The sequence below is a fragment of the Arthrobacter sp. HMSC06H05 genome, from assembly GCF_001807395.1.
In the GTDB taxonomy this organism is placed as follows: Bacteria; Actinomycetota; Actinomycetes; order Actinomycetales; family Micrococcaceae; genus Pseudoglutamicibacter; species Pseudoglutamicibacter albus.
Genome location: NZ_KV789001.1, coordinates 1 through 15,254 on the forward strand (window position 1 = coordinate 1; position 15,254 = coordinate 15,254).

Here is a 15,254-nt window from a genome sequence, read left to right on the forward strand (position 1 = left end):
GGCCCGGAGTCGGAAGACTCCGGGCCCGCTTACCGAAAAACGCTTACCGTCCACTTCGCACGAAACCGAAAGGTCTTCGACCGTGCTGACATTTATCCTCCGGCGTCTGGGTATCTCAGTCCTGATCCTGTTACTAGCCACCTTCGTGGTCTATGCACTGATCCAATTCTCAGGTGACCCGCTAGCAGGGATGCGCGAACTCGCATCCGACCCTAAGGTTCGCGTGGCCATGGAAGCCCGCATCAGAAACCTTCAACTCGACACCCCATGGGGTCTGCGATACCTCGACTGGCTCAAGGGTACATCGGCCTGCCTCATCGGTCAGTGTGACCTCGGCGTTGATGTCAACGGCAACGACGTTGGAGCCCGCCTCGCGGCAGCAGCTGATTCGACCCTGCGCTTGGTAACCCTCTCTGTGATCCTCGCGATCGTGATCGGCGTCGGCATCGGTGTTCTGACCGCTGTGCGGCAGTACTCCGACCTCGACTACATCGTCACCTTCCTTGCTTTCGTGTTCTTCTCCCTGCCAGTGTTCTGGGCTGCTGTGTTGCTCAAGGAATACGCGGCTATCAACTACAACAACTGGATAGCGGACCCAAGCTTTTCAACCATGCAAGTGGTCCTCACAGCGCTATTAGCCGGTTTCGTGATCCAGCTCTTCATGGGTGGCGCCTGGAAACGCCGCCTGTTCAGCTTCCTCGCAACCGCCGTGATCGTCGGTGTTGCGATGGTCGCCTTCACTGCGCAAGACTTCTGGCGCTACCCGTCCCTGCCGCCATGGGTCATTGCACTCATCGTGATCGGGGTTGCTGTCTTCGCAACCTCCTCGGCCGTTGGCATCAAGAACAAGGAAGGCCACCGCCACGTCCTGTTGCCAGCACTTATTTGTGCAGTGCTCGTCATGGTCGTCTTCTATGCCGGCTACAACATCTTCCTCGAGCCAACCGCGCTGATCCTCGCGATCGGGTTCGTACTTGCCATCGCTGTCCCGTGGCTGCTCGGTTTCTTCCTCGGTGGGCGCCTGCGTGTTCAAGCCATCAGCGCATCGCTGGCAACCGTCGGCGTGGGTGTAGCGCTGACCATGATCTGGCACATCTTCAACGCGTGGCCAGAGTTCCTGGAAGCCAAGCCACGTCCGATCTCCACGATCGGCTCCCAAACACCGAACTTCGACGGCGGTTTCTGGCTGCAGACCCTCGACCGTGGTTCGCAGATCCTGCTACCAACCATCCTGCTGACCGTAGTTTCCGTCGCCTCCTACTCGCGCTATACCCGCGCAACCATGATGGAAATCAACTCGCAGGACTACATCCGCACCGCACGCGCTAAAGGCTTGCCGGAGCGTACCGTGATCCTGCGCCACGCATTCCGAAACGCGCTCATCCCGATCGTGACGATTGTCGTGATGGACTTCGCGGCACTGATCGGTGGCGCGATCATCACCGAACAAGTCTTCGGTTGGAAGGGCATGGGTGAGCTCTTCCAGACCGGCCTGAACAACGTTGACCCTAACCCCGTCATGGCTTTCGTAGTTGTCACAGGTGGTATCGCCGTCCTGTTCAACCTGCTGGCTGACGTGATCTACGCCCTCATCGACCCGAGGATCCGAGTATGACGCCCCCGCGTATAGCACACCGCCCAGCGGATGCCCACGCACACCGTCACCACCGGACTCGCACGGAAAGGGGATAGGACATGACTCAGAACACCCCAGAAAACAAGAGCAATAAAACCATCGAAGCCTCAACGGATGAGCGCGTCTCGATCTCCGCGATCGAAGACGCCCGCCTGGCGAGCAAAGAAACCAAGTCCCTATCCCAAGGGCAGCTGGTTCTACGGCGCTTTCTGCGCCACAAACCAGCGATGATTTCCGCGGTCGTTCTCGCGTTCATCATCATCGTCTCCGTCACCTCAATCGGTATTTCTGCATTCGGGATCACGATCCCGGGCTGGTGGCGCTTCGACTACATCGAACAAGGCGACATCATCGACGGCGGGGCACCATCGGCAACCCACTGGTTCGGTCAGGACGCCCTCGGCGTTGACTACTTCGCGCTCGTGATGCGCGGAACTCAGGTTTCGCTCATCATCGCGGTCCTCGTTGGTGTTGTCTCGACCGCGCTGGGAACCCTGCTCGGTGCGATTTCCGGCTACTTCCGCGGATTCATCGACGGCCTTATCATGCGTATCGCGGACATCTTCTTTGTTGTCCCTCTGCTGCTCATCGCGGCGATTGTCGGTCGCATCGCAGGCTCGGCGGTGAACTCGCCATGGTTCCTCGGTCTGCTGCTCGGCTGTGTTTCGTGGGCTGGTCTTTCGCGTCTGGTGCGTTCCCAGGTGCTCTCGCTGCGTGAACGCGAGTTCATCGACGCGGCGCGTGCGATGGGTGCCTCGACCAACCGCATCGTGATGAAGCACCTCATCCCGAACACTGTCGGCACGATCCTCGTGAACGCGACCCTAGCTATCGCTGCGGCAGTGCTGTTGGAAACCTCGCTGTCCTACCTCGGCTACGGCGTACGTCCACCACAGTCCTCGCTGGGCCTGTTGATCTCGACCTACCAGAACTCGTTCACGACCCGTCCGTGGCTGTTCTGGTGGCCGGGCCTGATGATCCTCACGATCGCTTTGACTATCAACTTCATCGGTGATGGTCTGCGTGACGCATTCGATCCACGCCAGGGTGCAGGGCGCCGCAAGCGTTCGTTGTGGTCCTTCATCTTCCCGGGCAGCGCACACCGCCGTGGCGCATGGGAGACTGAGACCGCAACCGGAGGTACCACCAAGACTGAGAAGGAAACGGTCGAAGAGGTCTCTGAAGTGCCGATTGCACAAGAGCCTGACCAAGGGACACCTACACTGGACGACGTCAAACCAGACACCCCAGAAGGAGACAAAAAGTGAGCAAGCACGCGGACCCAAACAAGCCCGTGGACAGCACTGCCGTCTCCGGAACGCCAGTGAACGCTGACGCGACGGCCGTAACTGACAGCGCGGCCACGACCGAGAACACGGCGCATGCAGTTGCGCCTGGTGCTGCCCGAAAGAGTCGTGACGGTGAAGTTGTGTTGTCATTTGACAACCTCAAGGTCGACTTCATCACCAGCGAATCGCATGTCAAGGCAGTCAAGGGTGTCACCCTCGATGTACGCCGCGGCGAAGTCCTGGCGCTCGTAGGCGAGTCCGGTTCCGGTAAATCCGTAACGAGCCTTTCGGCTATGGGCTTGCTCGCTGACACTGCAGAGATCCAGGGTAAGGCGCACGTTGCAGGAACCCAGGTGATCGGGTTGCCAGCCGAGAAGATGCGCCGCATGCGCGCAACGAAAGTCGCGATGGTCTTCCAGGAGCCGATGACCGCGCTCAACCCGGTGCTCACGGTCGAAAAACAGCTGACCGAGGCGATGGAAGTTCACAACGTCGCATACGGTCAAGCAGCCACTGAGAAAGCTGTCGAGCTCCTCGACCGCGTAGGTATCCCGGATGCGGCTAAGCGCATCAAACAGTACCCGCACCAGTTCTCTGGTGGTCAGCGTCAGCGCATCGTGATCGCTATGGCTCTGGCGTGTGACCCTGAGGTCATTATCGCGGACGAGCCGACCACCGCACTCGACGTGACAGTTCAGGCTGAAGTCCTGGACCTTCTGCGTGAGCTCAAAGACACCCTCAATGTTGCGATTCTGCTGATCACCCACAACATGGGTGTTGTTGCGGACCTCGCAGACCGTGTCGCGGTGATGTTCATGGGCGAGCTGGTGGAACAGGGTGAGGCACGTGAGATTCTCACGAACCCGAGCCACCCGTACACTCAGCGTCTGCTGGCAGCGGTTCCGCGCCTCGAAGACGTCAACATAGACAGCTCCCACCTGGGGGATGAGATCGCGGAACTCACCGCACGTATCGAACAGGAACGTGCCAACGATGAGGTTGTGGTCTCGGTCCACGACGTCGCTGTTGAGTATAAAGTTCGCCGCGGTAAGTTCCGCGCCGTTGAAGGCGCTAACTTCAACGTCGCAAAGGGCCGCACCACGGCCCTGGTGGGGGAGTCCGGTTCCGGTAAATCTACGCTTGCTAAGGCTGTGCTCGGCCTGCTGCCGATAGCGGAAGGCGAGCTACACATCGGTGGCAAGGACCTCACCAAGCTACGCGGACGCGAAGCTAAGGAGATGCGCCGGAAGATGGGCGTGATCTTCCAGGACCCTGCCGCCTCGCTGGACCCACGGTTCCCGATCGGTGACTGCATCACCGAGCCGATGGTTGTGCACAAGGTAGGGGACAAGAAGTCACGCATCGAGCGAGCCAAAACGCTGCTGGATGCCGTGAAGCTGCCGGCCGACGTCATCAACCGGTACCCGCACGAGCTCTCAGGCGGGCAGAAGCAGCGTGTCGGTATTGCCCGTGCTCTCGCTTTGGACCCAGCCTTGCTGATCGCTGACGAGCCGACATCCGCGCTCGACGTATCGGTTCAGGCCGTGGTCCTGGAGATGCTGACCGAGCTACAGAAGGAGTACGGCTTCGCGTGCCTGTTCGTATCCCACGACCTCGCGGTTGTGGATCACCTCGCTGACGATGTCGTGGTGATGCGTGCAGGCAAGGTGGTTGAACAAGGTCCTGCCGACCTCGTGTTGCACTACCCTCGCGAGGAATACACACGCGAACTACTCGCGGCAGCGCCGGTCCCAGACCCCGACGTGCAGGCGGCACGCCGCCGTGCACGCCTGAAGCTCGGCTAAACGAGTACCCGCCGGAGCATAGTAGCCAAATAAAAGGCGGTTAAACCATGGCGCGGCCCCTCCGCGGGGCCGCGCCATTGGTCTAAGCCAGCTTAAGCGATGATCAACATCACGATGGTGGCTAGCGCAACCACCCCGAGCATGATCCACTGAAGTGAAAGCCAGGTTTTCGTGACTTCGGCGTTGACCGCATCGGCATCAAGATCACCTGCATCGACGGCTTTCAGCTGCGCATCTTTATAACGCATCACCTGCGCCGAAATACCCTTGCCGTCACGCAGCCTAGCCTCGCGATCCTTAATCTGCTTCGGATCAACGCCGTGCCGCAACAAATCAGCATCAGAGGCCTTGGCGCGCAAAGCCTTCCGCCGCTGACCCATGCCCTGGACAGGGGCAGACCACACGCGAGTCACCACACCATCGGTATCCGTGAGCTCAACAAAATACACATCTTGCGCCTCCCGCAACTTAGCCCACGGGATCCTCACCACGCACGTCGCGTTATGGACCACAACCGCCTCCGGCTCCACCACAAGCCTCGGCAAAATCAACGTCCACGCAATCAACATGACCAACGCCATCGTGCCGAAAGACGTCGCAACACCCGTATAGAAAAACCCGCGCGCAAACGCATCGATCGCGGCAAAAGCGCCGAAAGCAAGCACCACAATGCCAAGAATCCAGCCAGACACGCTACGGGTCAACGTCATCGGAGAAGTGATCATAAGAATAATCGTGCCATGTATCCCGCACCTGATGTGCAACACCAGAGTAGACTTGCAAGCACGTTGACAATAGACGCTGGTTGCCGGAAGGCGGCCTACCGAACAAGCTGACAAGGAACCCCTTATGGCACGTGCCTCACGCGAGGACCTCCGCAACGTTGCGATCGTTGCACACGTTGATCACGGCAAAACCACCCTGGTTGATGCCATGCTCCGCACCACTGGAGCGTTCGCTTCACACGGCGAACAAGAAGACCGCGTGATGGACTCTGGTGAACTCGAACGTGAAAAGGGGATCACCATCCTGGCTAAGAACACCACGGTGTTCTATAACGGCCCGGCCTCGGATGGTCAGGACGTCACGATCAACGTGATCGATACCCCAGGCCACGCGGATTTTGGTGGGGAAGTGGAGCGCGGCCTCTCAATGGTCGACGGCGTGGTTCTGCTCGTGGACTCCTCTGAAGGCCCGCTTCCACAGACCCGCTTTGTTCTCCGCAAGACGCTTGAAGCTCGCAAACCAGTGATCCTGGTCGTCAACAAGACAGACCGCCCCGACGCCCGCATCGACGGCGTCGTCTCCGAAACCATGGACCTGCTACTCGGCCTGGCCTCGGACATCGCTGAAGAAATCCCGGACATCGACATCGACTCGATCCTCGAACTGCCGGTCGTGTACGCATCCGGCAAGGCAGGCCGCGCATCGCTCGAACAGCCAGCCGACGGCGACCTTCCAAACAGCGAAGACCTCGAACCGCTGTTTGAGACCATCATGAAACACGTCCCAGCACCGTCCTATGACGACGACGGCATTCTGCAGGCGCACGTGACCAACCTCGACGCCTCCCCATTCTTGGGTCGCCTCGCGCTTCTGCGCATCCACGGCGGAACCCTCAAGAAGGGCCAGAACGTCGCCTGGATCCACCACGGTGAACAGCGCTCCGTGAAGATCACCGAGCTGCTTGAAACCCGCGGGCTCGAGCGCGTCCCGGCGCAAGAAGCCGGCCCTGGCGAAATCGTGGCTGTTGCCGGCATCGAGAACATCATGATCGGTGACACCCTCACTGACCTCAACGACCCTCGCCCGCTACCTGCCATCCACATTGACGACCCAGCGATCTCGATGACCATCGGTATCAACACCTCGCCGATGGCCGGCCGCGTCAAAGGCGCTAAAGTCACCGCCCGCCAAGTTAAAGACCGCCTCGACCGTGAACTGATCGGTAACGTCTCGCTCAAGGTCCTACCCACCGAACGTCCGGATGCGTGGGAGGTCCAAGGCCGCGGCGAGCTCGCGCTTTCGATCCTCGTGGAGCAGATGCGCCGCGAAGGCTTCGAACTCACGGTCGGCAAGCCCCAGGTTGTGACCCGCGAGATCGACGGCAAGGTCCACGAACCGATGGAAGAAATCACGATCGACACCCCGGAGGACTACCTCGGCGGCGTAACACAGTTGCTTGCCGCCCGTAAGGGACGCATGCAGGAAATGACCAACCACGGCTCCGGCTGGGTCCGCATGGTTTTCACCGTGCCAGCCCGCGGGCTCATCGGCTTCCGTAGCACCTTCCTGACACTGACCCACGGCGCCGGCATCGCTAACACCATCTCCGCAGGCTACGAACCGTGGGCAGGGGACATCGAATACCGCAACACCGGCTCGATCATCTCCGACCGCGCAGGGGTCGCCACCCCGTATGCGATGATCAACCTTCAAGAACGCATGACGTTCTTCGTCCAACCAACCCAGGAAGTATACGAAGGCATGGTTGTGGGGGAGAACTCCCGCAACGAAGACATGGAAGTCAACATCACTAAAGAGAAGAAGCAGACCAACATGCGCGCTGCTTCCGCTGACTCCTTCGAAGGCCTCACCCCGCCACGCATGCTCACGCTGGAAGAGTCCCTCGAATTCGCTGCCGAAGACGAATGTGTCGAGGTAACCCCGGAAGCGATCCGCATCCGCAAAGTGACCCTCAACTCCGCCGACCGTATGCGCGAGGCCCGCAGACGTGCAAAGAACTAACCACACGGACCGAGCGTCAACCCCAGCCGTGAAGGGCCCAACCGTGAAGGGACCGTCAACCATCGTGACTGTGGTCATGACGGTGCTGTTGGGGTTGATGTCCGGTATCTCCGCGGTACTGTGGCACACCCACTATTGGGCGGGCCTGGTGAACGAAACGCTCGTGGTGCTCCCATGGGGTTCCGTGCTCTCAGCGTTCGCAGTGTTCGCCGCGAGCCTGTGGTGGGGGAGCTTCGCCGGCCGCACCTGGGTACCCGGAGCTATCGGGGCAATATCGTTTGCGACCATCGGGGCGCTCTCGCTTTCGACAACCAACGTTGTGATCGCCCCGATCAACGAGTTCGCACGCCAAGCCGCACCCGGCGCCTACATCGCCGCACTGACACTCTTCATCGGCGTGATCTTGGCCACCGTGCTCGCCTCGCTTGCCGTGCTGAAAATCCTCAGCCGCCGTGCGCGCGAGGCCCGCGTCTTTGAGGTGGAGGCGGAACAGGCTTAGCGTGAGTGATGCGCGAGGTCGGCACCACCACATCGCCGCGCCGCGTACGCACCACAACAACCCTGCCCGCACCAGCGGGAGCGGACGCTTGTTTGCCAGTATCGAGGGCAGGCGCATCAGCGTGAGGGGTTTGTGCCTCTGCCGCGTCATGACGGTCGGCATCGGGCACATAGTCCTCGCCCGCCCCGATATAGACGATCTCACCCAGCGCATCCGTCAGCACGCCATCCGGCAAGCGATAGCGTGCAACAACACGCGCACCAACACCGAGGGCATCAAACAGATCAGCCATGCAGCGATCATCTCACAGCCGCGCTTTGCCTCATGCCGATGCTTCGGGGCGGTTCCGGTGCATCGCCGGTGCCGGTGAGTCAGGACGGTGTCGGTGCGTCGGCAGGGTGCGGCTGGTGGCGCACGATGCGCGGCGGGCAGATATTCCCAAAAGAACAAATATTGCACCCGGGTGGGTTCTAGACGGCTAGGGAACTTACCCTGGTGGGCATGCATGCCACAATTGCGGAAACCTACCGCCACTTTGCTGAGGCCGAGGCTCGGGGAATCTCCGCAACTTATGACCAATGGGCGCAGGGAGTAGCCCAGGATCCTGCTGTGTTGCAGTTGATCGCCCAGCTGCCAGGTTTGAAGACCCAACCGAACCTCGTCTTCGCATCCGCCCGGCTACTCGGTGCCCCGGTAGGGGACTACGAACAGTTCCGTACCTGGCTGTTGAAGAACTGGGAACAAGTCAAGCCTGAAGTTCTGCAGCGGGCAACGCAAACGAATGAGGCGAACCGATGCGCCGCGATGCTACCGATACTCTCGCGGCTCCACCGGCTGGATGCCCCAGCAACCGCGACCTCTGGAGCCAACACAGCCGCGGCCTCCGATGCGGGTTCCCGGCCCGCTGACGAGCAGGCGCCGCTCGCCCTGATCGAAGCCGGCGCGAGCGCCGGGTTGTGCCTCTACCCGGACCGCTACTCCTACGCCTACACGACCACTGCGGGGCAGACAGTCGAGCTCCACCCGGACGCTGGGCCATCCACTGTAACCCTGCCGTGCGCTATCGACGCGGACTGGGTTCCAGACCACATCCCGGAGGTTGCCTACCGCGCAGGGGCAGACCTCAACCCGCTCAACCTCGCACGCGAGGAGGAGCTCGCGTGGCTGGAAACCCTCATCTGGCCAGAACACCAGGAACGCAGGCGGCGTCTCCACGCCGCCGCCCAGATAGCGCTGGCCGAACCCGCCCGAATCATTGCCGGTGACCTCGTTGAAGCGATCCCGGATCTGATACGGCAAGCGCCACGCGAGGCCCGCATCGTGGTCTTCCACACCTGGGTTTTGTACTACCTCAGCCCAGACCGCCGGGAAGCCTTCCGCGCAGCACTGACCGAATTCCCAAACATCACCTGGATCTCGTCGGAACCCTACGGAGTTCTGCCGTGGGTTGATCAACGCCATAAAACCCCTTTCGACCACCGCATCACCCTGGCCGTCAACGGCAAGCCTGCGGCACTGGTCGGCACCCACGGGCAAAGTTTCCAAGCATTACGCCGGGTTGATCCTTTCCTCTGAGCGCACCTTAGCGCCGGGGAAACTTTAGGCATCAACGGCGCAGGCTACTAAACTGAGGCTCAACAGTTTCAACCGCTATCCCAGTCGTGGAAAGGTAAGGCGACCAGCGTGACCTACATCATTGCGCAGCCCTGTGTGGATTTGAAAGACAAGGCGTGCATTGACGAATGCCCAGTGGACTGCATCTATGAAGGCAACCGCATGCTCTACATCCACCCGGATGAGTGCGTTGACTGCGGCGCGTGCGAACCGGTCTGCCCCGTGGAAGCCATCTACTACGAAGACGATGTACCCGAAGAATGGGCGGAATACTACAAAGCCAACGTCGACTTCTTCGACGAGATCGGCTCCCCAGGCGGTGCGGCCCGTTCGGGTGCCTTCGATTTCGACCACCCGTTCATCGACGCGCTACCTCCGCAAAACCAAGACTGAACCGCTCAGGACAAGGAACACATGAGCACATCTGAGCGGTCAACAGCCCAGCCATCCGCATCGTTCGGGTTGCATCTTCCTGACTATCCGTGGGAGCTTCTAGCGCCGTATCGTGAGCGCGCGCACGCCCACCCCGACGGTGCGGTCGACGTTTCGATCGGCACCCCGGTGGACCCGACACCCCAGATCCTGCGGGACGCGCTCGCCGAGGCCACGAATTCGCCGGGCTACCCAACAACGCAAGGCACGGCCGAGCTACGGGAGGCGATCGCGCAATGGTGGCGCCGCCGCCGCAACGCCACGGATGTGACCGCGGATATGGTGATGCCGGTGGTGGGCTCCAAGGAGTTCATCGCGTGGCTGCCCCTCATCTTGGGGTTGGGGTCTCACGGTCGCGAGAAAGCCGTCGCTGGCACAGATGCCGCCGCTGGCGCAGATGCTGCCGCTGGTCATGGAAACACTGATGTGGTGGTGTGTCCCCGCGTTGCGTACCCGACGTACGCGGTGGGAGCCACGCTTGCTGGTGCTGAGGCGGTCTCAGCTGATTCTTTAGATGAGCTGGATGACGCGACACGTTCCCGCGTGAAGCTGATCTACCTGAATTCCCCGGGCAATCCGACCGGTTCGGTGCTCAGCCGTGGCGAGCTCGCCCGTTGGGTGCGTGATGCCCGCGAGATCGGCGCGGTCATCGCCTCGGATGAATGTTATGCCGAACTCGGCTGGGGCGAATGGGAAGACTCTGTTCCCTCGATCCTGGACACGGACGTCAATGGGGGAGACCTCACCGGGCTTCTGGGGATCTATTCGATGTCCAAGCAGTCCAACCTCGCCGGATATCGCGCTGCGTTCGTCACGGGTGCCCCGGAACTCATGTCCGATCTCATCAACACCCGCAAACACGCGGGCATGATGATCCCCGGCCCGGTCCAGCACGCGATGACGGTAGGTCTTGCCGACGATGCGCACGTTACGCAGCAGAAGAACCTCTACCGTGCCCGCCGTGAGCTCTTGAAGAACGCGCTCGAGGCGGCCGGGTTCAGCATCGAGCATTCAGAAGCCGGCCTGTACTTATGGGCCACACGTGGTGAGGACTGTTGGGACACCATAGGCTGGCTCGCCGAGCGCGGGATCATCGCCGGCCCCGGCGCGTTCTATGGACCGCACGGAACCCAGCACGTGCGCATCGCGCTCACCGCACCAGATGAACGGATCCAAGCCGCGGTAGAGCGGCTAAAGTAACCTCGATGCGGGCGGGCAGTCTGAACCAACCTGGGCACCTCCAGAACTAACACGGGTACCTGCAGAATTGCGCTGGAGTGCTTAGCGTGCGGCAAAAGAGCGCTTAGCCTGTGGCAAAATTAGCGCGCTCAGCTCGCAGCCGTGGCGCGGACAGGATACGGTATAAGGGAGCCACCCGTGTGCCCGGAAGTGACCGGCGCTACACGCGGCACGTCAACTATCTCACTCAGGAGGCACTCCACATGACTGATGCGAATGCACAGTTGAGCTATGCCGGGAAGCAGCTTGACCTCGGCGTTGTGGAAGCGGCAGAAGGCAACGAAGGCCTGGCAATCGCTCCGCTGCGTAAAGAAACCGGCGCAGTCACGTATGACCCGGGGTACATGAACACGGCCTCGACGAAGTCGGCCATCACCTTTATCGACGGTGAGCAGGGGATCCTGCGTTACCGCGGCTACCCGATCGAGCAGCTCGCTGAGAAGTCGAACTTCCTGGAGACCTCCTACCTGCTGATCAACGGCGAACTCCCGAACGCCGAGCAGTATAAAGAATGGGATCAGAGCATTCGCCGCCGCACCCTCCTGCACGAGGAGATGCGTAGCTTCTTCGACGGCTTCCCACGCGACGCCCACCCGATGCCGCTGCTGTCCTCGGCTGTTTCCGCGCTGTCTACGTGGTACCAGGATTCTCTGGACCCCTTCGATGAGGAACAGATCGAGCTGTCCACGATCCGCCTCATGGCAAAGGTTCCGGTCATCGCCGCATACGCTTTGAAGAAGTCGACCGGCCGAGCGTTGCTCTACCCGGATAACTCGCTGAGCCTTGTGGAGAACTTCATCCGCTTGTGCTTCGCTAACCCAGCTGAGCCATACGAGCTGGACCCGGAGACGGTGCGTGCACTCGACCAGTTGCTGATTCTGCACGCTGACCACGAACAGAACTGCTCGACCTCCACGGTCCGCATGGTTGGTTCCGCTGACGCGAACCTGTTCGCTTCCGTATCCGCTGGCATCAACGCTCTGTTCGGCCCGGCCCACGGTGGCGCGAACGAGGCGGTTCTGCACATGCTCAAGCAGATCCAGACCGAAGGCCTCGAACCGTCCGAGTTCATGGAGAAGGTCAAGAACAAGGAAGCCGGCATCCGCCTCATGGGCTTCGGTCACCGCGTCTACAAGTCGTATGATCCTCGCGCGAAGATCGTCAAGGAGACCGCACACCGCATCCTCAAGAAGCACGGCTCCAACGAGCTGCTCGACATCGCGATGAACCTGGAAGAGAAGGCGCTCAACGATGATTACTTCATCGAGCGTAAGCTCTACCCGAACGTGGACTTCTACACGGGCCTGATCTACAAGGCGATGGGTTTCCCAGAGAAGATGTTCACCGTCCTGTTCGCGATCGGCCGCTTGCCGGGCTGGATTGCTCAGTGGCGTGAAATGATGCAGGACCCAGAACGTAAGATTGGCCGTCCGCGTCAGCTCTACACCGGCTACACACAGCGCGACTACCCGAACGCGTAGTCGGCCCCTGATGTGAGCGCGAGCCTAACGCTCCAGACCGTATAAACGAGAGGGCGCCACCACGATTTTCGTGGTGGCGCCTCTCTCGTTTTGTGGAGAGCTAGTCATGCCCCGTAGCGGTTCCGGCGTTCTTTCCGGGACTGGTAGAGATCCAACATGCTGAGCGCGGTAGCCAGTGAACCGATCACGAACACGGTTGCGAAACCGATCATTGTGGCGTGGTCCCAGTTGCCGGTTGCTGCCACACTCGCGAAAACGATACCCGTGACCAGCGCGAGCCCGATCGCGGTGCCGACGCGCTGGCCGGTCTGCATGACCCCGCCGGCGGAACCCGCGTACTGGACTGGCACATCGGCCAGTGTGAGGGTCTGGTTCGGGCTGATCACGGCACCTTGGGCGCCGCCGGTGAACGCGAGCGGCAGCATGAGCCACCACACTGAAATGTCCCAGGTTTCGATCATCCAGATCACCAGGATGCTCCCGAGCAGGCCTGCGAGCACCACGAACTGCGCGGTCAGCACCAGGATGCGGCCTAAACGCACGATGTGCCGGCCAGCGATCGCGGACGTCACCGCGGAGATGATCGCAGCTGGCAAGCCGATTGAGCCGGCCGCGAGCGCGGATTCGCCGTGGCCGTTCTGCATATAGACCGCAACCAACAACCAGATGGCCGGCATGCCGGTGAAATGTACGGAGATTAGCGCGGTGCCGTTGGCGAAAGAACGCGTTTTGAAGAGGTTGAGGTCCACCATGGGGGAGCGGCCGCGGCGTTCATAGGCGCGTTCCCAGAAAACCCATCCCACAAGCAACACGAGCCCTACAGGCAGCGCGGCCCAGAACCACGCGGAAGCGCGGGCCTCCATAAACGGCAACATGACCAGCAATACCGACAAACCGAACAGGGTGATACCCACCGGGTCGATGTCAGCTTTCGCGCGGCCACCTGAAACCTCCACGCCCTCACGCTGGATGCCTGCCGGTTGATCAGCTGCGGGAACAGGCTCCCAAGCGCCTGCCGGGAACCATTTCTTGGACATCAGGATCGCGAACGCCGCGATCGGGACGTTGATGAGGATCGAGGCGCGCCAACCCCATTCCGCGCCAAACACAGCAATCAGCACACCGCCCAGTACCGGGCCGATCGCCACGGAGACACCCACGACTGCGCCGAAGAGGCCGAACGCGCGCCCGCGTTTGCTTCCGCTAAAGAACTGTTGGATCAGCCCGATAATCTGCGGACCCAGTGCACCGGAGCCCAGCCCGGTTAGTGCGCGGGCAATGTTGAGCACCGTAGTGTTCGGGGCCAGCCCCGCCAAGAGCGAACCCAGCCCGAACACGGCCAGGCCCGCCACGAACAGACGGCCGCGGCCATACACATCGCCGGTCCGGCCAGCCGCAACCAGCAACACACCGAAAGCTAGCGCGTAACCGGAGACGACCCATTGAAGCTGGGAATCATCAGCTTCGAAGGTGTGCTTGATGGAAGGGAGAATGACGTTGACAATCGATACGCTCAGAAGCGTCATGAACATGGGGATTAACGTCACCACAAGCAAGTGGCGCTGAACGGTAGAGAATCCCTGATTGTCACTAGTCACGGACAAAGTATGTCACACAGCTCACATAAGAGCGCAGGCATAACGTCTGCATTCAGCTATGTGACTTGAACGTTCTCCATTTTCGCGCGAGCCTTCTTGGTGCCTGGCTGCTTGTTGATGCGGTATTCGGCGTAGCGGGCAACACCGGAGAGGATGAGGCACAAACCGATGTACATCACGGCGCCGACCATCGCGGCAGGGATCAACGGGTAGCCGAACGAGATCTGGTTGCCCACGAGCTTCACCTGATACAGCAGCTCCTGGTACGTGATCACGAAACCAAGTGCCGTGTCCTTGAGCGCCACCACGAGCTGGGAGATGATGACCGGCAGCATCGACTTCACGGCCTGCGGTAGCAAGATGAGCGTCATGACCTGGTATTTACGCATACCGATCGCGTATGCGGCTTCCGCCTGACCCTTCGGTAGAGAAACAACGCCCGCGCGGATCGCCTCTGCCAGAACCGAGCCGTTGTAGGCGGTCAACGCGATCACGACGGCGGTGAACGGCGTCATCTTGATGTCCAATGTCGGTAGGCCGTAGTACAGCAGCATCATGAGGATCAGTAGCGGGATGGCGCGGAACGTCTCAACGAGGAATGAGAAGATCGCGCGCACCCATGCGTGATCCGAGAGCCGCCCGACCGCAAGGATGAACCCGAGCGCGAGCGAAAGGACCGCCGCAAGTCCGAACGCGGTCAACGTATTCACAGCACCTTGGATAAAGCCCTGCATGATGCGTGGTGACTGCAGGAACGCCCACTTTTGGGGCGCGAACTGCCCAGCCGCCGCGAACTGGCTGATGATGAACCATACGATCGCTGCAACCACAACGATGGTGGCTACCGCGAGAATGCGGTTGCGGACTTTGGCGCGCGGGCCAGGCTGATCGTAGAGAACTGAAGCCGCCATGG

Annotated in this window: 13 protein-coding genes; 9 read left to right on the forward strand and 4 right to left on the reverse strand. The window is 60.8% G+C overall.

The window, feature by feature from the left end; genetic code table 11:
• The first annotated feature begins 82 nt into the window (after positions 1-82).
• The 3 genes from HMPREF3160_RS08890 (at position 83) to HMPREF3160_RS08900 (ending at position 4,730) form a co-directional block, all read left to right on the forward strand.
• Positions 83-1,615 (forward strand): ABC transporter permease, encoded by a 1,533-nt coding sequence (locus tag HMPREF3160_RS08890; RefSeq protein WP_070508072.1) that lies wholly within the window; start codon positions 83-85, stop codon positions 1,613-1,615.
• An 80-nt stretch (positions 1,616-1,695) separates the two neighbouring features.
• Positions 1,696-2,904, forward strand: coding sequence for an ABC transporter permease (locus HMPREF3160_RS08895; protein ID WP_070508073.1), 1,209 nt, complete (start codon positions 1,696-1,698; stop codon positions 2,902-2,904).
• A complete protein-coding gene (locus HMPREF3160_RS08900) occupies positions 2,901-4,730 on the forward strand; it encodes an ABC transporter ATP-binding protein (protein ID WP_256174327.1) in 1,830 nt (609 codons plus the stop codon). Before HMPREF3160_RS08895 ends, HMPREF3160_RS08900 begins: the two co-directional genes overlap by 4 nt.
• A gap of 92 nt (positions 4,731-4,822) precedes the next feature.
• Here the strand turns inward: HMPREF3160_RS08900 and HMPREF3160_RS08905 are convergent, their stop codons facing one another.
• Complete coding sequence (locus HMPREF3160_RS08905) at positions 4,823-5,455, reverse strand: hypothetical protein (protein WP_070508074.1); 633 nt, start codon at positions 5,453-5,455, stop codon at positions 4,823-4,825.
• Positions 5,456-5,579: 124 nt separating this feature from the next.
• On the opposite strand from HMPREF3160_RS08905, the gene typA reads away from it, so the two are divergent.
• Together typA and HMPREF3160_RS08915 are read left to right on the forward strand one after the other, a co-directional pair.
• Positions 5,580-7,478: a translational GTPase TypA gene (gene typA, locus HMPREF3160_RS08910; protein ID WP_070508075.1), complete on the forward strand. Its 1,899-nt coding sequence runs from the start codon at positions 5,580-5,582 to the stop codon at positions 7,476-7,478.
• Between the two features lie 43 nt (positions 7,479-7,521).
• Positions 7,522-7,977: a hypothetical protein gene (locus HMPREF3160_RS08915; protein ID WP_141739894.1), complete on the forward strand. Its 456-nt coding sequence runs from the start codon at positions 7,522-7,524 to the stop codon at positions 7,975-7,977.
• On the opposite strand, the gene HMPREF3160_RS09915 is transcribed toward HMPREF3160_RS08915, so the two are convergent.
• A complete protein-coding gene (locus HMPREF3160_RS09915; RefSeq protein WP_141739895.1) occupies positions 7,922-8,269 on the reverse strand; it encodes a hypothetical protein in 348 nt (115 codons plus the stop codon). The two genes, HMPREF3160_RS08915 and HMPREF3160_RS09915, sit on opposite strands and share 56 nt — an antisense overlap.
• Before the next feature lie 209 nt (positions 8,270-8,478).
• Between HMPREF3160_RS09915 and HMPREF3160_RS08925 the strand changes: the two genes are divergently transcribed.
• The 4 genes from HMPREF3160_RS08925 (at position 8,479) to HMPREF3160_RS08940 (ending at position 12,743) form a co-directional block, all read left to right on the forward strand.
• Positions 8,479-9,552 (forward strand): DUF2332 domain-containing protein, encoded by a 1,074-nt coding sequence (locus HMPREF3160_RS08925; protein ID WP_070491502.1) that lies wholly within the window; start codon positions 8,479-8,481, stop codon positions 9,550-9,552.
• Positions 9,553-9,660: 108 nt separating this feature from the next.
• Positions 9,661-9,984: a ferredoxin gene (gene fdxA, locus HMPREF3160_RS08930; protein WP_035755451.1), complete on the forward strand. Its 324-nt coding sequence runs from the start codon at positions 9,661-9,663 to the stop codon at positions 9,982-9,984.
• Between the two features lie 21 nt (positions 9,985-10,005).
• The gene (gene dapC / locus HMPREF3160_RS08935) at positions 10,006-11,223 is read left to right on the forward strand and encodes a succinyldiaminopimelate transaminase (protein WP_070508076.1); all 1,218 of its coding nucleotides are present in this window, start codon (positions 10,006-10,008) and stop codon (positions 11,221-11,223) included.
• Positions 11,224-11,465: 242 nt separating this feature from the next.
• Positions 11,466-12,743 carry a citrate synthase gene (locus HMPREF3160_RS08940; protein WP_035755449.1) on the forward strand — a complete coding sequence of 426 codons (1,278 nt, stop codon included), beginning with the start codon at positions 11,466-11,468 and terminating at the stop codon, positions 12,741-12,743.
• A 104-nt stretch (positions 12,744-12,847) separates the two neighbouring features.
• Here the strand turns inward: HMPREF3160_RS08940 and HMPREF3160_RS08945 are convergent, their stop codons facing one another.
• Complete coding sequence (locus HMPREF3160_RS08945) at positions 12,848-14,341, reverse strand: MFS transporter (protein ID WP_256174332.1); 1,494 nt, start codon at positions 14,339-14,341, stop codon at positions 12,848-12,850.
• A 56-nt stretch (positions 14,342-14,397) separates the two neighbouring features.
• On the reverse strand, positions 14,398-15,252 hold the full coding sequence (locus tag HMPREF3160_RS08950) for an amino acid ABC transporter permease (protein WP_070508078.1): 855 nt from the start codon (positions 15,250-15,252) through the stop codon (positions 14,398-14,400).
• Between the last annotated feature and the right edge of the window lie 2 nt (positions 15,253-15,254).